Genomic DNA, 15,456 nt, shown 5'->3' with positions numbered 1-15,456 from the left:
ATTTTTGCTCTTTATCGTGGCAATGTGATAGCATTATATCATTGGAATTGGAAAAAGGGAATCTTTATTTATAAAAAAATGAGGAAAGTTTTCAGGCATTAACTACTACTACCTTTACGCCGTTGTTCTGCAGAGTTTCCATAAATTCTTCCTGGATGCCGGAGTCTGTAATGAGTGTATAGCCTTCCTTTAGCTGAGTGAGCTGTACGAAACTCTTTTTGCCAAACTTTGTAGAATCGGCAACCACTACAATGTGCCTGGAAGATTCCAGTACGGCAGTAAAAGTACCTGCTTCAATGTAATTATAGTTATATATGATTCCGTTTTCATCAATGGTGGCGGCACCGATAAAAGCATAGTCAAAAGAAAAACTGCGTATCATATTTTCAGCCACATGCCCAACTGCATTAAGGGAGGGCAGTATCAGCTGGCCTCCGATTGAAATCACCGTATAATCCGGGTGATTTGCCAATACCTGGGAGACACTGACATTATCGGTTACCAAAGTGGCGGATCCCATTGTGTAGTTCATCTGCAGGGCCATACAGTAAAGTGTGGTGCCGGATGCAATATAGACAGAGTTACAGCCCTGGCCAAGACTGGCGTTGCGGAGATATTCCGATGCGGCATTTCCAAGTGCCATTTTCAGGTCGTGATGGTTGTTCAGCCTGGTCTGGAAAGGAGCATCACTAAATAGGGCAGCAGATGCCTGAACCAGGGTAGCGCCTCCATGATGGCGGATTACTCTTTTGTCATCTTCCAGTGCCTGTAGATCTCTTCGGATTGTCATATCTGAAACGTGAAATTCCGTACACAGTTCTAATACGCTGGCAGTTCCATCGTGAAGACGCATGTATTCCATGATCTGGTCTGTTCGTTTATTTTTCATAGGGGGTTTACGTTCCTCTCTTTTTATTTCCCAAAACAATATTTTCAAACATTTGAAGACATTATAATATGATACAGAAGAAAATACAAGAGTATTCCATGAAAACATGTTTGAATTCGAAAATAATCAAACAAAAATATGCTAAAACAGCAGATATTATATGTTTAATAACGAAAAACAAACAAGAACATGTTTGAATATGAAAAGTAAATAACAGAAATAAAACAAAATGTGCTTGACAAATAGACCTGGCTGTGATTATATTATGATATAAACATAACGAACATAAATCAGACATTTATTAAACATGAATTTTAGCAGAGATTCCCATAAAAATGATAAAATACTGTAAGAAGCGGAATCCGGTTGGCACGCGCAAAAAAGGCGCAGAATAGGAGGATATTATGCCATTAGTTACAAGTAAGCAGATGCTGTTAGATGCTCAGGCTGGGAGATATGCAGTTGGGGCATTCAATGCGGAGAATATGGAAATGGTTCAGGCAATTATCGCAGCCGCAGAGGAATTAAAGGCACCGGTAATGATTCAGACAACACCATCTACTGTTAAATACGCAAGCCTTGATTTATATCTTGCTAATGTAACGGCAATTGCAAAAAAGGCAAGTGTTCCTGTATGTATGCACCTGGATCATGGGAGCAGTTTTGAACTGGCGATGCAGGCACTGCGCACCGGATATACATCCATTATGATCGACGGATCACACAGCGTTTTTGAAGAGAATATAGCCCTTACCAAACGTGTGGTTGATGCCTGTGCACCTTCGGATGTGCCGGTTGAAGCAGAGCTTGGAAAAGTTGGCGGTAAGGAAGATGATCTGGATGGCGGAGCCGGCGGCTATACCGTACCGGAAGAAGCAAAAGAATTTGTAGAAAAAACAGGTGTCGGATCTCTGGCTGTTGCAATCGGTACTGCTCACGGAGTTTACTCCGGAGTTCCAAAACTGGATTTGGACCGCTTAAGTGAAATCCGGAAGCTGGTGTCTATACCGCTGGTACTCCACGGTGCATCCGGATTATCCGATGAAGCGGTGCAGGAAAGTATCAAGCGCGGTATCTGTAAAGTGAATTTTGCAACGGAACTTCGTATTGCATATACAGACGGAGTGAAAAAAGTACTGGCAGATGCGCCAGATACCTTTGATCCGAAAAAATATGGTGCTGCAGGACGTGAAAATGTAAAACAACTTGTAATGAACCGCATCAGAGTATGTCAGAGCGACGGAAAAGCCAAGTAAGCCGGAATTCATAAGATGGCTGAAAGAAATATAAAGAGAGAGGAAATGCCACAGATTATTTTCAGCCTGTTTAAAAGTGGCAGTGTCACAAGTATACCCCAAATGCAAAAATGAAAACTTACATAACGCAAAAGGAGTTTTTTGCTTGTGATACACAGTGGATTTGAATCATGAAAGCAGGAGTAGTATATGCAAAAAATGATATTCGTTATGATGATATCGAGAAGCCGTCAGCAGGACCGGGAAAAGTTCTGATAAAAGTAAAATATACCGGTATCTGCGGTTCTGATGTACCGCGGGTAAACGCAGATGCATGTCATTTCTTCCCAAACGTATTGGGACATGAATTTTCCGGAACAATTGAAGAAATAGGTGACGGAGTCACTTCTTTAAAACCGGGAGACCGGGTGGCAGGAGTTCCGCTGGTTCCCTGCATGAAGTGTGAAGACTGTCAGAAGGGAAATTATTCACTTTGTAAACACTATAGTTTTATCGGTTCAAGAGAATATGGCAGCTTTGCACAGTATGTGGTAGTACCGGAGAAAAATGCAGTAAAATTTGAAGATGAAGTAAGCTTTGAGCAGGGGGCATTTTTTGAACCGGCAACAGTAGCTCTTCACGGGCTGCAGCGATGTGATTATACAGGCGGTAAAACAGTTGCGATTCTGGGCGGTGGAACAATCGGGATGCTGACGATGCAGTGGGCAAAGATATTTGGCGCCGCAAAAGTAGTGGTTTTTGATATCGCAAAAGAACGTTTGGATCTGGGAATGCGTTTAGGTGCAGACGCAGTTATCAATACACTGGAAGAAGATTACATCGAACAGGCAATGTCATTAACGGATGGCAAGGGATATGACTATGTCTATGAAACAGCCGGGAATACCATTACCATGAAAATGGCATTCCAGCTGGCAGCAAACAAAGCAGAGGTCTGCTTCATAGGTACACCCACCAGAGAATTATCTTTTACAGTCAGCGAATGGGAAAATATGAACCGCAAAGAATTTAAGCTTACCGGCTCCTGGATGTCTTACAGTGCACCATTCCCCGGCAAAGAATGGGAACTGACCGCACATTATTTCAAAACAGGACAGTTGAAATTCGATGATTCTTTTATCTATAAAAAACTGGGACTCAGCCAGATAGCAGATGGGTTTGAGATGTTTAAAACACCCGGTGCGGTTAAAGGTAAGATTTTGATTGACAGTGAATCCTAAAGGGTGTTTCAAAATTGCTTTCTGGCAGCTGTGCGTCACACTTTGTGGGAGATTTGTCCCGTATTCAGGGTGCGTAGCGGGCTATGTAACCTGAATTTGGGGCAAACATGCCGTAACGTGTGACGTGCAGATGGCGGGAATGAATTTTCATACACGCTCGAGTACATAACATTTATATTTAACAGAAGGGCTGTGGCTATATGCACAGCCTTTCTTATAGGAAAAATTCAAAAGTGAGACTTTTACGGCATATACACGGAATGGGAGGAAAATATGATCACAACAGTGACACTCAATGTAGCAGTTGATAAAGCTTATGTAGTAGATGAACTGATTAAGGGAGAAGTTATGCGTGTTAAAACCTGCTCCAATACAGCAGGGGGGAAAGGGCTGAATGTAGCCAAAGTAGCAAGGCTTTGTAAAGAAGAGGTGCTGGCAACCGGTTTTGTAGGAGGCCACAATGGTGCTTATGTGGAAGAACTGCTGGAGGGATACAAGGTAAAGAGCCAGTTTGTGCATGTAAAAGGGGAAACCAGAAGCTGCATTAATGTTCTGGCTGCTGACGGAAGTTCTACAGAATTTTTGGAGCCGGGAGAGCCCATTGAGCCTTCAGAAGTGGATGATTTTCTCCTTCAATTTGAGGAAATCGCTAAGAAAAGCGATGTTGTTACGATATCAGGAAGTGTGCCCAGGGGGGTAGATATTAGTATTTATGGAAAACTGATTGATTTGGTAAAGACAGCAGGACATAAAGTAATTCTCGACACAAGCGGAAAGTTGTTAGAAGAAAGTGTAAAGGCATGTCCGACTATGATCAAGCCAAATGATGATGAAATTGAAGCATTGTTAGGTGTTCCGGTTACAAACAGGGAAGAGATTATTGCAGGTGCCATAAAGCTTCGGGAAATGGGAATTCCAATGGTAGTAGTTTCTCTTGGCAGTGAGGGGGCATTATTGGTAACAAAAGAAGGTGTTTATCAGGGGAAACCACCAAAGCTTGAAGTTGTAAATACGGTAGGATGTGGTGATTCTATGACAGCAGCATTTGCCGTAGGATTATACAGAGGTTATGATTCAGAAGAAATGCTCAGATATGCAGTGGCAGTATCTGCTGCAAATGCTTTAACCATGAAGACAGGAAGCTTTTTGGAAAAAGATTTGCAGGAGATACTGCCACGGGTAGAAGTAAAAAAATTATGATAAAATAAAAATATTTTAAAAAAACTGTAATGCATGGATCATGCCTGCGGTTCCGATGCTGTAAGCAGCAATGACCCATGGTTTTCCAAGAAGTATAATTGTTGTGAATTTCTTCCAGTGCATACGTGTGAGTCCTGCGATAAAACACAGCAGGTCGTCGGGAGCAGCCGGGAGGAAAATTGCAAGCATGAAAAAGATGTCAAATTTCTTTCCTTTTTCCAGCCAGGATGCATATTTATCATAAGTTTTTTCATTTACAAATTTTTTGACAAAATCAATTCCGTATCTGCGGGCAATGATAAATGCAAGAATGGAACCGATACACATGCCAATGTAGCTATAAACAAATCCCATAACGGGTCCGAATACCAGTGCGCCCACAATACAGGTTACAAATCCTGGAAGTACCGGTATTACTACCTGTAATGCCTGTATAAACATAAATACAAGGGGACCCCAAAGTCCAAGAGCTTTGATAAAAGCAATCAGAGATTCTTTTGATTCAAAAATGCCTGCGCGGTACCCATACACTGCAAAAATGATACACAGGACGATCGTTAGCACCGTAATCATATTTGTTATAAGGGGAATGTGATTCTTTAATTTTTCAGCCATAGCGGATCTCCTTGTTTCGTTTTTCTTTATTTTTAATATTAGCTTTTGTTTTTTTAAGACAGAATATGTGAATGTTATTTATTAAATATAGAATATATCATAAATGTTAAGAAACTCTGGATGTAATTCTTAAAAAATTCTGACAAAGTTGTAAAGAATCTAATAAGTTTCTTTGGAGAGCGAAATGCTCTAAGAATGGAACTAATTCCATTGCATCAAAAGTGAAAAAAAGGCAAAACCCCTCTGAACAGTAAAAATACTGGACGGAGGGGTTTTGCCTTATATAGGCAAATGATTTATTGACAGCAACCAGAATTAATAAGAAAAAAAGATAAGTAGAAAGTATAAATTTCCTATTGACATTTTTCACGTTTCTACCTATAATGCAATTAAAGGTATCGTAATTCAAAACATAGTTTCATAATATAAAACTATACATAAAGCCAGATTATATAAATAGGAGGAATAAAATCATGAATGAAATTTTAAAAGAGATTTCCAGGATGGGAATTGTACCGGTTATTGCATTAGATGACGCAAAAGATGCAAAACCACTTGCACAGGCACTTTGCGAAGGAGGGCTTCCATGTGCGGAGGTCACATTCCGTACGGCAGCAGCAGAGGAGTCTATCCGCATTATGGCGCAGGAATTTCCGGAAATGTTAGTAGGAGCAGGAACGGTTCTGACAACGGAACAGGTAGACCGGGCTGTGGCAGCAGGAGCAAAATTCATCGTAAGCCCGGGACTGAATCCAAAGGTTGTAAAATATTGTGTAGATAAAAACATTCCGATAACACCGGGAACGTCCAGCCCTACAGATATTGAGCAGGCTATTGAATTAGGATTAGAAGTAGTGAAATTTTTCCCGGCTGAGGCTTCCGGCGGACTTGCTAAGATAAAAGCCATGGCAGCACCTTATGTAAATATGAAGTTTATGCCTACCGGTGGAATTAATGCAAAAAATCTGATTGATTACTTAAACTTTCCGAAAATTATTGCCTGCGGCGGCAGCTGGATGGTAAGCAAAGATATGATTACAGCAGGGGAATTTGACAAAATCAGAGAGATGACCAAAGAAGCAGTAACTGCAATGCTTGGATTCGAACTGGCTCATGTTGGAATTAATGCAGCAGATAATGATGAGGGTTCCAGTACAGCGGCATCCTTTGAGAAGATCTTTGGATTTACACAGAAACCGGGTAAATCTTCTGTCTTTGCCGGAAGTGCTGTGGAAGTAATGCTGACACCTTATCTTGGAAGCAACGGCCACATCGCAATTAAGACCAATTATATAGACAGGGCAGTTTACCATTTAGGAAAACAGGGTGTCTCATTTAATGAAGAGTCAGCAAAATGCGATGAAAAAGGAAATCTGAAGGCAATTTATTTAGAAGGTGAAATTGGCGGATTTGCAGTACATTTAGTACAGAAATAATCTGCTGATATATTTGATGCTTGATGATACAGATCACTTAATAAGTGACAATTATAGTGTGAGTTTTTCAACACAGATTTTTAATATAAGAGATTGAGTTAACGGAGGATATTAGAATATGAGCAAGAAAGTAATCACATTCGGAGAGATTATGTTAAGACTGGCACCGGAAGGATATTATCGCTTTGTGCAGGCAGAAAATTATGGAGCAACTTACGGCGGAGGTGAAGCTAACGTTGCAGTTTCTCTTGCCAATTATGGTTTGGATGCTGCCTTTGTCACAAAGCTTCCGAAACATGAAATTGGTCAGGCAGGAGTAAATTCACTTCGCAGATTTGGCGTTGATACTTCTTATATCACAAGAGGCGGAGACAGAGTAGGAATTTATTTCTTAGAAAAAGGTGCAAGTCAGAGACCAAGTAAAGTTATTTATGACCGTGCGGGTTCTTCTATCGCAGCAGCAACTACTGCAGATTTTGACTGGGATCAGATCTTTGAAGGGGCTGAGTGGTTCCATTTTACCGGTATCACTCCTGCATTGGGAGACAATGTAACGGAAATTTGTCTGGAAGCCTGCAAAAAAGCGAAAGAAAAAGGTATCACCGTAAGCTGTGATTTGAATTACCGCAATAAACTCTGGTCTAAGGAAAAAGCAGGCCAGGTAATGGGTGAGCTTTGTAAATATGTGGATGTATGTATTGCGAATGAAGAAGATGCCAGTGATGTATTCGGTATTAAAGCAGCTAATACAGATGTAACTTCCGGAAAAGTAAATCATGAAGGTTATAAAGATGTTGCAAAACAGCTGGCCAAAAGATTTGGCTTCTCAAAAGTAGCAATTACCCTTCGGGGATCTATCTCCGCAAATGACAATAACTGGGCAGCTATGCTCTATGACGGAACAGACTTCTACTTCAGTAAGAGCTATCTGATGCATATCGTAGACCGTGTAGGCGGCGGTGATTCCTTCGGCGGCGGATTAATTTACGCATGCTTAAATGATTTTGCACCACAGCAGACGATTGAATTTGCAGTTGCAGCAAGCTGTCTGAAACATAGTATAGAAGGTGACTTCAATCAGGTATCCGTAGACGAAGTTATGAAACTTGCAGGCGGAGACGGATCAGGACGTGTGCAGAGATAGTAAATGCAGATAAAGCAGTGGTTTGAAATATGTGACACTGTGCATGATGCTATGATGAAATAAGCTATGAAAACATCATCTGTGCATTTGGCAGATTAAGGTGTATAAATAGATAAATCCTAAAATGTAAAATGAAAGAATAAGCATATAATTATTTGCCGATTATATGCTTATTCTTTTTCTTTTTATTTTAAATACTTTCCACTTCCTGTCTGTTCGCAAACAGCGTACAGCCCCCTTGATGAATGTCTGCTTTTTCTTCAATAGCCCTTACCTTTTCAAAGAAATCTGACTGAAGTACTTCTACAAGAGAAGACTGGGTCAGGTTTAGTTTAGAATAGGGAGAGAAAGGACATGGCTCTGCGCCGCCTGTGGGATTAATATGGAAAAAGCCCCGTCCTGCGGCAAGACAACCGCCCATGGATGCTTCATCGCCGGGAAATGACAAGATAATCATTTTCTGACAGTCAGATTTTAAAGCATTCACGCTTGTATTTAATAATTCAAGGTCGGTATCTGATAAAATCAGTGATTCTGTTCCTTTTTCTACCGGTACAAATTCTACATAAAAGATGATACCGCAGCCTTGGTTCTGAAGATCGTCAACAAATTGTCTGCTGGTTACGAACTCCACGTTGTTGTGTGTAACAGTGATTGAGGTACCATACAATATATGGTGTTTCTTAAGTGCGGACATAACCTTACAGAGTTTTTCCGCAATTCCGGCGCCTCTCCTCAGATCGGTGTCAGCAGTGGTTCCCTCAATGCTGAGTACCGGGATCAGATTGCGGGATTTATGGAAAAGTTCTATGTATTGTTCGTCTATCAGCGTACCATTTGTAAAAACTGGAAATATAATGTCGGGATAATTACTTGCTAATGTGAGGATGTCTTTTCGAAGCATAGGTTCTCCTCCGGCGAGCAGTATAAATGATATTCCCAAATTATTTGCCTGGTTAAATATATTTTCCCAGTGGTGAGTGTTCATTTCAGAGCGCTGTTCATGATCACTGCACGCTCCCTCTGCTCTTGCATAGCATCCGGCACAGTGGAGGTTGCAGCGGGATGCGATACTTGCAATCAGAAAAGGAGGTACGTGGATGCCTTTATTTTCGTGCTCTGCTCTTATTTTTGCATTTTTTGTAAGCTGAGGTGTAAAATCCATTATAAAACGGCGGTTTTTCTTATCGGTTAAATAAAATTTCGCTGCAGTGCGGGCAATAGACAGGATGCCTGTATTCATAAACAAACTGATATCCATAACGATTCCTTTCAATGTGGGGTGCAATAGAGAAGTTCAAACTGGTCGATATGCTTCTCTAATAATTGCAATGCTTCGTCTTCTAGTTCGGGATGATTATCATACTGGCTTATAAGTAAAAAGATAGGTGAATAAAAATTGAGAGCCAGCATCTTGGGATCTAAATCTTTAAAATAGTTTTGTTTGATCATCTCAGCAAATAATTGTGTTTGAAAATCCAGGGGCAAGCGGAAGAAAAACATATGAAAAGTCTCACCTGCTTTGGTACTTTTAAATTGCTCAATGGTTAACATTCTGCGGAATTTAGAAGCTTCCTCAGATTTCAACCAGAATAAAAACATGGATTTCGTCATCTCCTTTAAGGGATTCAGCCCATTATTAATATAGGCGCCTGCCACCTCGGACAAATCGCCCTCAGGAATATTAAATTCCTGTGCTACAATTGCGTACTGGCCTTCGATCCGCTTGATAATCGTATCAAAGATATCCTGCTTATTCTTAAAGTGCCTGTAAATGGCACTTTCACGAATCCCAACAGCTCCGGAAATTTCCCTTACGGATACACCATCATATCCATTATCAGAAAACAGGCGAAGAGCTTCTTTCAGGATCAGTTCTTTTGTGTTACGTTTTGGCATGATACTCCTTTCTATACAAAAAAAGTTAACGGATGTTCACATAATGGTATTATAGTTAACGAGCGTTCACATGTCAATATTAAAGTTAAAAAATATTTGGGTTTAGCTGAGGAAGGGGACGCTTAATAGTTGGAGATAGTGTACAGAAAGATGGGTGCGGCCAGCTGACGGAGTCCATACAAGTTTCCCACTCCCATCTTTCCGCGCACTACCTTTATCTACAAAGCGTCCCTTAATCAGCTAAACCCAAAAAAGTATTGACGTCCCCCGCTTTCTATGATATATTACAACTAATTTAGAGCAGTAACGCTATTTCTACTGCATCTTAGAAAGAACGAGGTATCTGTAAGAATATGATTATTTGAGGACTGGATGAAACTTATGAAAAGTAAATGGATAATGAAGGCTAAGGAAAAATTAGTCTTATTTATTGAGTTTACTCTGTTCAGTCTGAATCTATGCTTACGGATCATTTATGATAATATTGAACAAGTTACAAAGCGAGACCGTTACTCTGGAAGTTGGATAAGAGTATGCGGCAGTTTGTATTACAGGTTCATTTTGCCTGCTTGTTTTCGTACGCTGATTTCCCTGCTGAACAGAGTGTTTAGGAGGGATTTTTTTGTTATTAAAAGTAAAGAATTTAAAAAAAGGCTATGGGATTCAGGACTTGTTCTGCATAGACCGGCTTACGATTGAAGAAGGAGACCGCATTGGACTGGTGGGTTTAAACGGCGCAGGAAAAAGTACGTTACTGCATATCTTGTATGGAAGTGAACATGCAGATGAAGGAGAGATTAACAGATACTGTGAAATTGCTATGATTGAACAGTGTCAGGAAGAGACGGAAGATCAGCAGAACCAGGATGTCAGCCCCCAGCTGCTCAGCCATATGCAGATTAAAGGTTCTGCATGCAAAAGCGGCGGGGAGAAAACAAGACAGGCCATTGCGGCGGCTCTATCACAGGGGAGCAGGCTTCTGTTCGCTGATGAACCGACAACCAATCTGGACGTGAAAGGAATTGAAACGCTGGAGAAAATGCTCATGGGTTACCGGGGGGCCTTTGTATTGATTTCCCATGACCGGTATCTGCTGGACAAAGTGTGTACCTCTATCTGGGAGATTGAGGAGGGTAAACTTCGTGTGTTCCCCGGGCGCTATTCCCAGTGGAAGGAACAGAAAGAACGGGAACGGGAATTTGCAATGTTCGAATTTGAGCAGTACCAGCAGGAGCGTAAAAGGATTACGATTGCCATGAATCAGGTGAAGAATGAAGCATCCCAGATGTTAAAACCACCAAAGCAGATGGGGCACAGTGAGTGGATGCTGTATAAGGGTGTGGCAAGAGAACAGCAGAAAAATGTTCAGAGCAGAGGCAAAGCCATGGAAAAACGCCTGGAAAAGCTGGAAGTTAAAGAAAAACCAAAGGAATTGGCACCGGTTGTCATGAGACTGGGCATGGATAATCCACTATCCGGGAAGACGGCAGTCAGGATACAGGGGCTGACGGTTCAGTATGGCAAGAAGTTGGTTTTGAATGAAGCAGATCTGATACTGAAAGCGAATAAATGTACCGTTATGATGGGGGAAAATGGAACCGGAAAGTCTACACTGATCAAAAAGATTATGGAACATCATCCTTCTGTGTATGTGAATCCGGATGTTAAAATAGGTTATTTTTCACAGGAGCACGAAACTCTGGATGTGAATAAAACTGTTTTGGAAAATGTAAGGGCTGATTCTAATTTAAAAGAGCATGTGATTCGCTGTATTCTGGCAAATCTCTATCTCACCGAACAGCATATTCATAAACCGGTTTCCGTATTATCCGGTGGTGAACGGGCGAAAGTAATGCTGGCAAGGCTGATGGCATCGGATGTAAATGTATTAATCCTGGATGAACCTACGAACCATATTGATATGTATACTGCGGAAGCGCTGGAAGGACTGCTGGATAAGTGGGAGGGTACGATGCTGATCGTCACTCATGACAGAAGTCTGGCAAAAAATGCGGCGGACCGTTTGGTATTTCTGGAAGATGGAAAATTAGAAACATTCGAGGGAAACTGGGAAGCGTATGAGCAGGAAAAAGAACGTGCATCCAAACGGGGAGATGTGCTGCAATTGGATAAGACGCTGCTCAGTATGAAGATGGCAGAACTGAGTATGCGCCTGAGCAAGCCTAAAAAAGGCGATAATGTGCTGAAAATAAAAGAAGAGCTGGATCAGGTAACGGAAGCCTATTATCAGGTAAACCGTTGAGATATAAAAAAGACTGCTGTCAGAGGCGGTAAAAAATAGCATGAAATTATAGGAAGTAAATGAAAAACTGTTTGTATTTGTGGAAGATGGATTATTTCCGGCTTCTGCATCTGTACATACAGTTTTTTATTGAAAAAATCTATGGAATTTATACATTTTATATGGAATGTGAGATGGGTATTTGACAGGTATTATGGTATAGTGAAAATAAACTGGAAATAAACTGGAAATAAGATGAGAGGGTGGCAAATTTTATGTTACGGGTAATGTTGGTGGATGATGAAGTGTTGGCACTTGAATTTTTAAGGGAAGTTATTGACTGGAATCAATACGGATTTCAGATTGTGGGACAGGCGCTCAATGGAAAACGGGCATTGGAGTTATTCCAGAAAGAAAATCCGCATATTATCATTTCGGATATTAAGATGTCTGTAATGGATGGGTTGGAATTGTCGAAGAAGGTGAAGGAGATAAATCCCCACACCAAGATTATACTGCTGTCCGCATATAAGGACTTCGAATATGCCAAAAAAGGTATTCAGTATGGTGTTTCCAATTATTTGCTGAAGCATGAAATTAGCGAGGCGACCCTGTTGGGGGAACTTGGAAAAGTAAAATCTGAAATCTACAGGGAAGAAGAATGGCAGCAGGCGAAAAAACGTTATTTCTTAAAGAATATTATATATGATGCCCCGAAAGAAGAAAATAGGAAAGAGGATACGGGAGTGGGGAATCAGCTGTTTATGATTATGCTGCAGTTCAACAAGCCTCTTTTTTACGATGATGGAAAAATAGAGCGTCAGCCTGCAGGCTTTCATACAATTATGGATAGTCTGCGAAAAGAACCGGTATCTAAAATAACTTATGTAACGGATGTACAGATCAGTGAAGATAACTATCTGGTTTTATATAATGCGGATCAGGTACGCAGTGAATATGAAGCAGAGGAATTAATTTATCAAAAGGCATTATATACAGAGCGGGTGATCAGGAAATTAGGGAAAGGGTTTTATGGAATCCTTTGCAGCAGGAGATTTTCACACAATCAGGTTGCAGCTACATTCCGTGAGCTTTCCAGGAAAATTCGTTACAGTCCATTTATGAAGCAGAATAAATACTACTTTCTGGATCAGATACCGGCGGGAGATCCGGATGAAGAGGTGGAACTGTTAAAGGAATTTGAGCTGCTGGATTGGAACTTAAACCAGGCAGAGGATGAGTGGAGCAGCGGGCTGGACAGGATGTTCCAAACGTTATGCAGCCCTAAATGGAATTTATCTGCACTTAAGAACTTCTTATCAACCTGGCTGTATTATGAAAAGAAATGGGGGGAAAAGTTTCGTTTGGTTTATGATGAATTTAAGCAGGAATGTTATACGGTTGACCAGTTAAGTGAATACTGTGTATCCTGCTGCAGGAGGATATGCACCGAAATGCAGCAGGATATAGAGAACTCCTATTCCGTAAATGTCAGACAGATCATAAGTTTTATACAGGATCATTTCCGGGAAGAACTGACGCTGGATTACATAGGAGCAAAATTTCAGATGAATGGTGTTTACTTAGGGCAGCTTTTTAAAAAAGAAGTAGGAACTACCTTTCTAAAATTTCTAACAGACTATCGCATCAGCCAGGCTAAGATAATGCTGGAGGATGGGCAGTATCAGGTGGCAGAAGTGGCTGAGCGGGTGGGATACAAGACAAGCCAGTACTTCAGCCAGATTTTTTATAAATATATGAGCATGACGCCGCAGGATTATAAAAAATGGGGGAAACAGGGTGGCAAAGAAAAGCTTAAAGAAAAGAATACTGACTAAGATTGCATTTGCATTAACAGCAGCCACAGTTGTAAGTACCATTGTGGCCTATATCTATTTCAGCCGGATTGTACGGGAGCAGAAGATTCACGATGAGCAGATTAAACTGCGTCAGATTGTAAGTCAGCTGGATTTTATGGTGGAAGATATACAGAACTTTACGAGAAGTATTGCAATTGACCAGACAATTCAGGAGAATTTGAATAAAAAAACATATAAAAATGAATTTGACAAAACCAAGAGGAGATTTGAAGTAGGAAAACAACTGGTATTTTACAATTCCCTGCGGAATTATATCGGGGTTTCTATGCTGAAAGGGACGAATGGGTTATATTACAGCAGCAGGAACTTAATGGGAGACGTTTATTTCCAGGAGAAGTTTGAACTGGAAGAGATTCAGGAGTACGAGGCGAGGGATGATATGGTATTTTCAAATCCTTATTATAGTATTGAATCGGAGATCTCCCAAAGTGTAATCTGTTATAAAACGGTGATCCGGGATATGAACAGTGCATCGGAGATTCTGGGAGTCCTGTATCTGGATATTTATCTGAAGTATTTTACAGATCAGATTGCAAATTATGCGAAGGATTATGAAAATGTATATTTAACGGGAAATTCTGCAAATATCTTATATCAGAAGAAAATAGAAGAAAAGGAAAGCGGTTATTTTAGTGAACATACGGAAAGTAACCGGCAGAATGTAGAGAAAGTGGAAAAAGGATATTTAATCAGGGAAGATATAAGAGCTGCCGGATGGAGTGTAAATACTTTTTTGTCTAACAAATATCTGTGGCAGCAGTCAAAGTTTGTGCTGGACTTTTTTCTGCTGTTTTTTGTGATTTCCATTACCCTTCTTTTGGTGATGACATCCAGGATATTAGAAAGTATGATACACCCAATTACCCGTTTGACAAAGGCCATGGAGCAGATGGAGTACGGGGAGTTAAGAAGTGATTTATCCATTCATACCGGCGATGAGATTGAGCTGCTCTACCGGCGTTTCCGTGAAATGCTGGCAGAGATTCAGCAGTATATGGAGGGAAAACTTGAGGACGAGCATCAGAAGAAGGAAATGGAGTTTGATATTATGCTGTCCCAGATTAATCCCCATTATCTATATAATGTTTTAAATACAGTGGTCTATATCGCTGTTGCTGAGAAAAATAAAAGGATTGTGGAAATCGTGAATGCGCTCATACATACCCTGCAGGAAACGCTGAAGGTGGGGGAAAAGAATATTTATATAACCATAGAAAAAGAGATCGAGTTAGTGGAATGCTATCTGACGATTCAAAGATATCGTTATCCCGATGTATTCCAGGTGGAGATTTGCTGTGAAGAGGAATTGAAGAAATGCGTGATTCCGAAGACCTGCATTCAGCCAATTGTAGAAAATGCTATTTTGCATGGAATCATTCCGGGTGAAACAAACGGGGTGATAAGGGTCAGGATTCGAGAAGCAGAGGAAAAAATCCAGATCACAGTGGAGGATAACGGCGTCGGAATGGATTCTGATAAAATCAGAAAATTTATGTCTGGTGAAGCATTGGAAGAAAGAGCAGAGGAGCGCAAACACATTGGCATTACGAACATAAGAGACCGGATACGGTTTTTATATGGTGAACCATACGGTATTTGGATTGAGAGCAGGATAAATGAATATACCGTTGTAAAAGTGCTTCTTCCCATTCAGGGAGAAGAAAAAAAACAGTGA

General features: G+C 40.7%; 14 protein-coding genes. 8 read left to right on the top strand and 6 right to left on the bottom strand.

Annotated elements, in window-relative coordinates:
- Window positions 1-91: 91 nt before the first annotated feature.
- Window positions 92-889 (bottom strand): DeoR/GlpR family DNA-binding transcription regulator, encoded by a 798-nt coding sequence (locus QR40_RS02305; protein WP_044293150.1) that lies wholly within the window; start codon window positions 887-889, stop codon window positions 92-94.
- Window positions 890-1,293: 404 nt separating this feature from the next.
- On the opposite strand from QR40_RS02305, the gene fba reads away from it, so the two are divergent.
- Together fba and QR40_RS02295 are read left to right on the top strand one after the other, a co-directional pair.
- Window positions 1,294-2,145, top strand: coding sequence for a class II fructose-1,6-bisphosphate aldolase (gene fba, locus QR40_RS02300; protein ID WP_044293148.1), 852 nt, complete (start codon window positions 1,294-1,296; stop codon window positions 2,143-2,145).
- A 170-nt stretch (window positions 2,146-2,315) separates the two neighbouring features.
- On the top strand, window positions 2,316-3,365 hold the full coding sequence (locus tag QR40_RS02295) for a galactitol-1-phosphate 5-dehydrogenase (protein ID WP_027293487.1): 1,050 nt from the start codon (window positions 2,316-2,318) through the stop codon (window positions 3,363-3,365).
- On the opposite strand, the gene QR40_RS33500 is transcribed toward QR40_RS02295, so the two are convergent.
- Window positions 3,331-3,429, bottom strand: coding sequence for a DUF6783 domain-containing protein (locus QR40_RS33500; RefSeq protein WP_416389828.1), 99 nt, complete (start codon window positions 3,427-3,429; stop codon window positions 3,331-3,333). The two genes, QR40_RS02295 and QR40_RS33500, sit on opposite strands and share 35 nt — an antisense overlap.
- A complete protein-coding gene (locus QR40_RS33495) occupies window positions 3,430-3,516 on the bottom strand; it encodes a DUF6783 domain-containing protein (protein WP_416389827.1) in 87 nt (28 codons plus the stop codon). It abuts the gene before it with no gap.
- A 122-nt stretch (window positions 3,517-3,638) separates the two neighbouring features.
- Here QR40_RS33495 and pfkB point away from each other — a divergent pair, with 122 nt between their 5' ends.
- Entirely contained in the window at window positions 3,639-4,565 is a 927-nt protein-coding gene (gene pfkB, locus QR40_RS02290) for a 1-phosphofructokinase (RefSeq protein ID WP_044293146.1), read from the top strand.
- Window positions 4,566-4,580: 15 nt separating this feature from the next.
- On the opposite strand, the gene QR40_RS02285 is transcribed toward pfkB, so the two are convergent.
- Window positions 4,581-5,180, bottom strand: a complete 600-nt coding sequence (locus QR40_RS02285) for a TVP38/TMEM64 family protein (protein ID WP_027293489.1) — start codon at window positions 5,178-5,180, stop codon at window positions 4,581-4,583.
- A 473-nt stretch (window positions 5,181-5,653) separates the two neighbouring features.
- Here QR40_RS02285 and QR40_RS02280 point away from each other — a divergent pair, with 473 nt between their 5' ends.
- Both QR40_RS02280 and QR40_RS02275 read left to right on the top strand, forming a co-directional pair.
- A complete protein-coding gene (locus tag QR40_RS02280; protein ID WP_044293143.1) occupies window positions 5,654-6,616 on the top strand; it encodes a bifunctional 4-hydroxy-2-oxoglutarate aldolase/2-dehydro-3-deoxy-phosphogluconate aldolase in 963 nt (320 codons plus the stop codon).
- A 118-nt stretch (window positions 6,617-6,734) separates the two neighbouring features.
- Window positions 6,735-7,760, top strand: a complete 1,026-nt coding sequence (locus tag QR40_RS02275; RefSeq protein WP_027293491.1) for a sugar kinase — start codon at window positions 6,735-6,737, stop codon at window positions 7,758-7,760.
- 190 nt (window positions 7,761-7,950) lie between these two features.
- On the opposite strand, the gene QR40_RS02270 is transcribed toward QR40_RS02275, so the two are convergent.
- Complete coding sequence (locus tag QR40_RS02270; RefSeq protein ID WP_242858435.1) at window positions 7,951-9,003, bottom strand: radical SAM protein; 1,053 nt, start codon at window positions 9,001-9,003, stop codon at window positions 7,951-7,953.
- A gap of 29 nt (window positions 9,004-9,032) precedes the next feature.
- The gene (locus QR40_RS02265; RefSeq protein ID WP_027293493.1) at window positions 9,033-9,659 is read right to left on the bottom strand and encodes a TetR/AcrR family transcriptional regulator; all 627 of its coding nucleotides are present in this window, start codon (window positions 9,657-9,659) and stop codon (window positions 9,033-9,035) included.
- A gap of 622 nt (window positions 9,660-10,281) precedes the next feature.
- Between QR40_RS02265 and abc-f the strand changes: the two genes are divergently transcribed.
- From abc-f to QR40_RS02250, 3 genes are all read left to right on the top strand, one after another.
- A complete protein-coding gene (gene abc-f, locus QR40_RS02260) occupies window positions 10,282-11,922 on the top strand; it encodes a ribosomal protection-like ABC-F family protein (RefSeq protein ID WP_044293139.1) in 1,641 nt (546 codons plus the stop codon).
- Between the two features lie 254 nt (window positions 11,923-12,176).
- Window positions 12,177-13,739, top strand: a complete 1,563-nt coding sequence (locus QR40_RS02255) for a response regulator transcription factor (protein WP_044293137.1) — start codon at window positions 12,177-12,179, stop codon at window positions 13,737-13,739.
- On the top strand, window positions 13,702-15,456 hold the full coding sequence (locus QR40_RS02250) for a sensor histidine kinase (protein WP_044293135.1): 1,755 nt from the start codon (window positions 13,702-13,704) through the stop codon (window positions 15,454-15,456). Before QR40_RS02255 ends, QR40_RS02250 begins: the two co-directional genes overlap by 38 nt.

Source organism: Robinsoniella peoriensis (assembly GCF_000797495.1).
GTDB lineage: Bacteria > Bacillota > Clostridia > Lachnospirales > Lachnospiraceae > Robinsoniella > Robinsoniella peoriensis.
This window is presented reverse-complemented; position numbering and strand designations above follow the sequence as displayed.

What these genes read in the sequence shown, in the direction of transcription:
- QR40_RS02305 (WP_044293150.1), bottom strand. Translation starts at nt 889, where the DNA reads ATGAAAAATAAACGAACAGACCAGATCATGGAATACATGCGTCTTCAC.
- fba (WP_044293148.1), top strand. Translation starts at nt 1,294, where the DNA reads ATGCCATTAGTTACAAGTAAGCAGATGCTGTTAGATGCTCAGGCTGGG.
- QR40_RS02295 (WP_027293487.1), top strand. Translation starts at nt 2,316, where the DNA reads ATGAAAGCAGGAGTAGTATATGCAAAAAATGATATTCGTTATGATGAT.
- QR40_RS33495 (WP_416389827.1), bottom strand. Translation starts at nt 3,516, where the DNA reads ATGAAAATTCATTCCCGCCATCTGCACGTCACACGTTACGGCATGTTT.
- pfkB (WP_044293146.1), top strand. Translation starts at nt 3,639, where the DNA reads ATGATCACAACAGTGACACTCAATGTAGCAGTTGATAAAGCTTATGTA.
- QR40_RS02285 (WP_027293489.1), bottom strand. Translation starts at nt 5,180, where the DNA reads ATGGCTGAAAAATTAAAGAATCACATTCCCCTTATAACAAATATGATT.
- QR40_RS02280 (WP_044293143.1), top strand. Translation starts at nt 5,654, where the DNA reads ATGAATGAAATTTTAAAAGAGATTTCCAGGATGGGAATTGTACCGGTT.
- QR40_RS02275 (WP_027293491.1), top strand. Translation starts at nt 6,735, where the DNA reads ATGAGCAAGAAAGTAATCACATTCGGAGAGATTATGTTAAGACTGGCA.
- QR40_RS02270 (WP_242858435.1), bottom strand. Translation starts at nt 9,003, where the DNA reads ATGAATACAGGCATCCTGTCTATTGCCCGCACTGCAGCGAAATTTTAT.
- QR40_RS02265 (WP_027293493.1), bottom strand. Translation starts at nt 9,659, where the DNA reads ATGCCAAAACGTAACACAAAAGAACTGATCCTGAAAGAAGCTCTTCGC.
- QR40_RS02255 (WP_044293137.1), top strand. Translation starts at nt 12,177, where the DNA reads ATGTTACGGGTAATGTTGGTGGATGATGAAGTGTTGGCACTTGAATTT.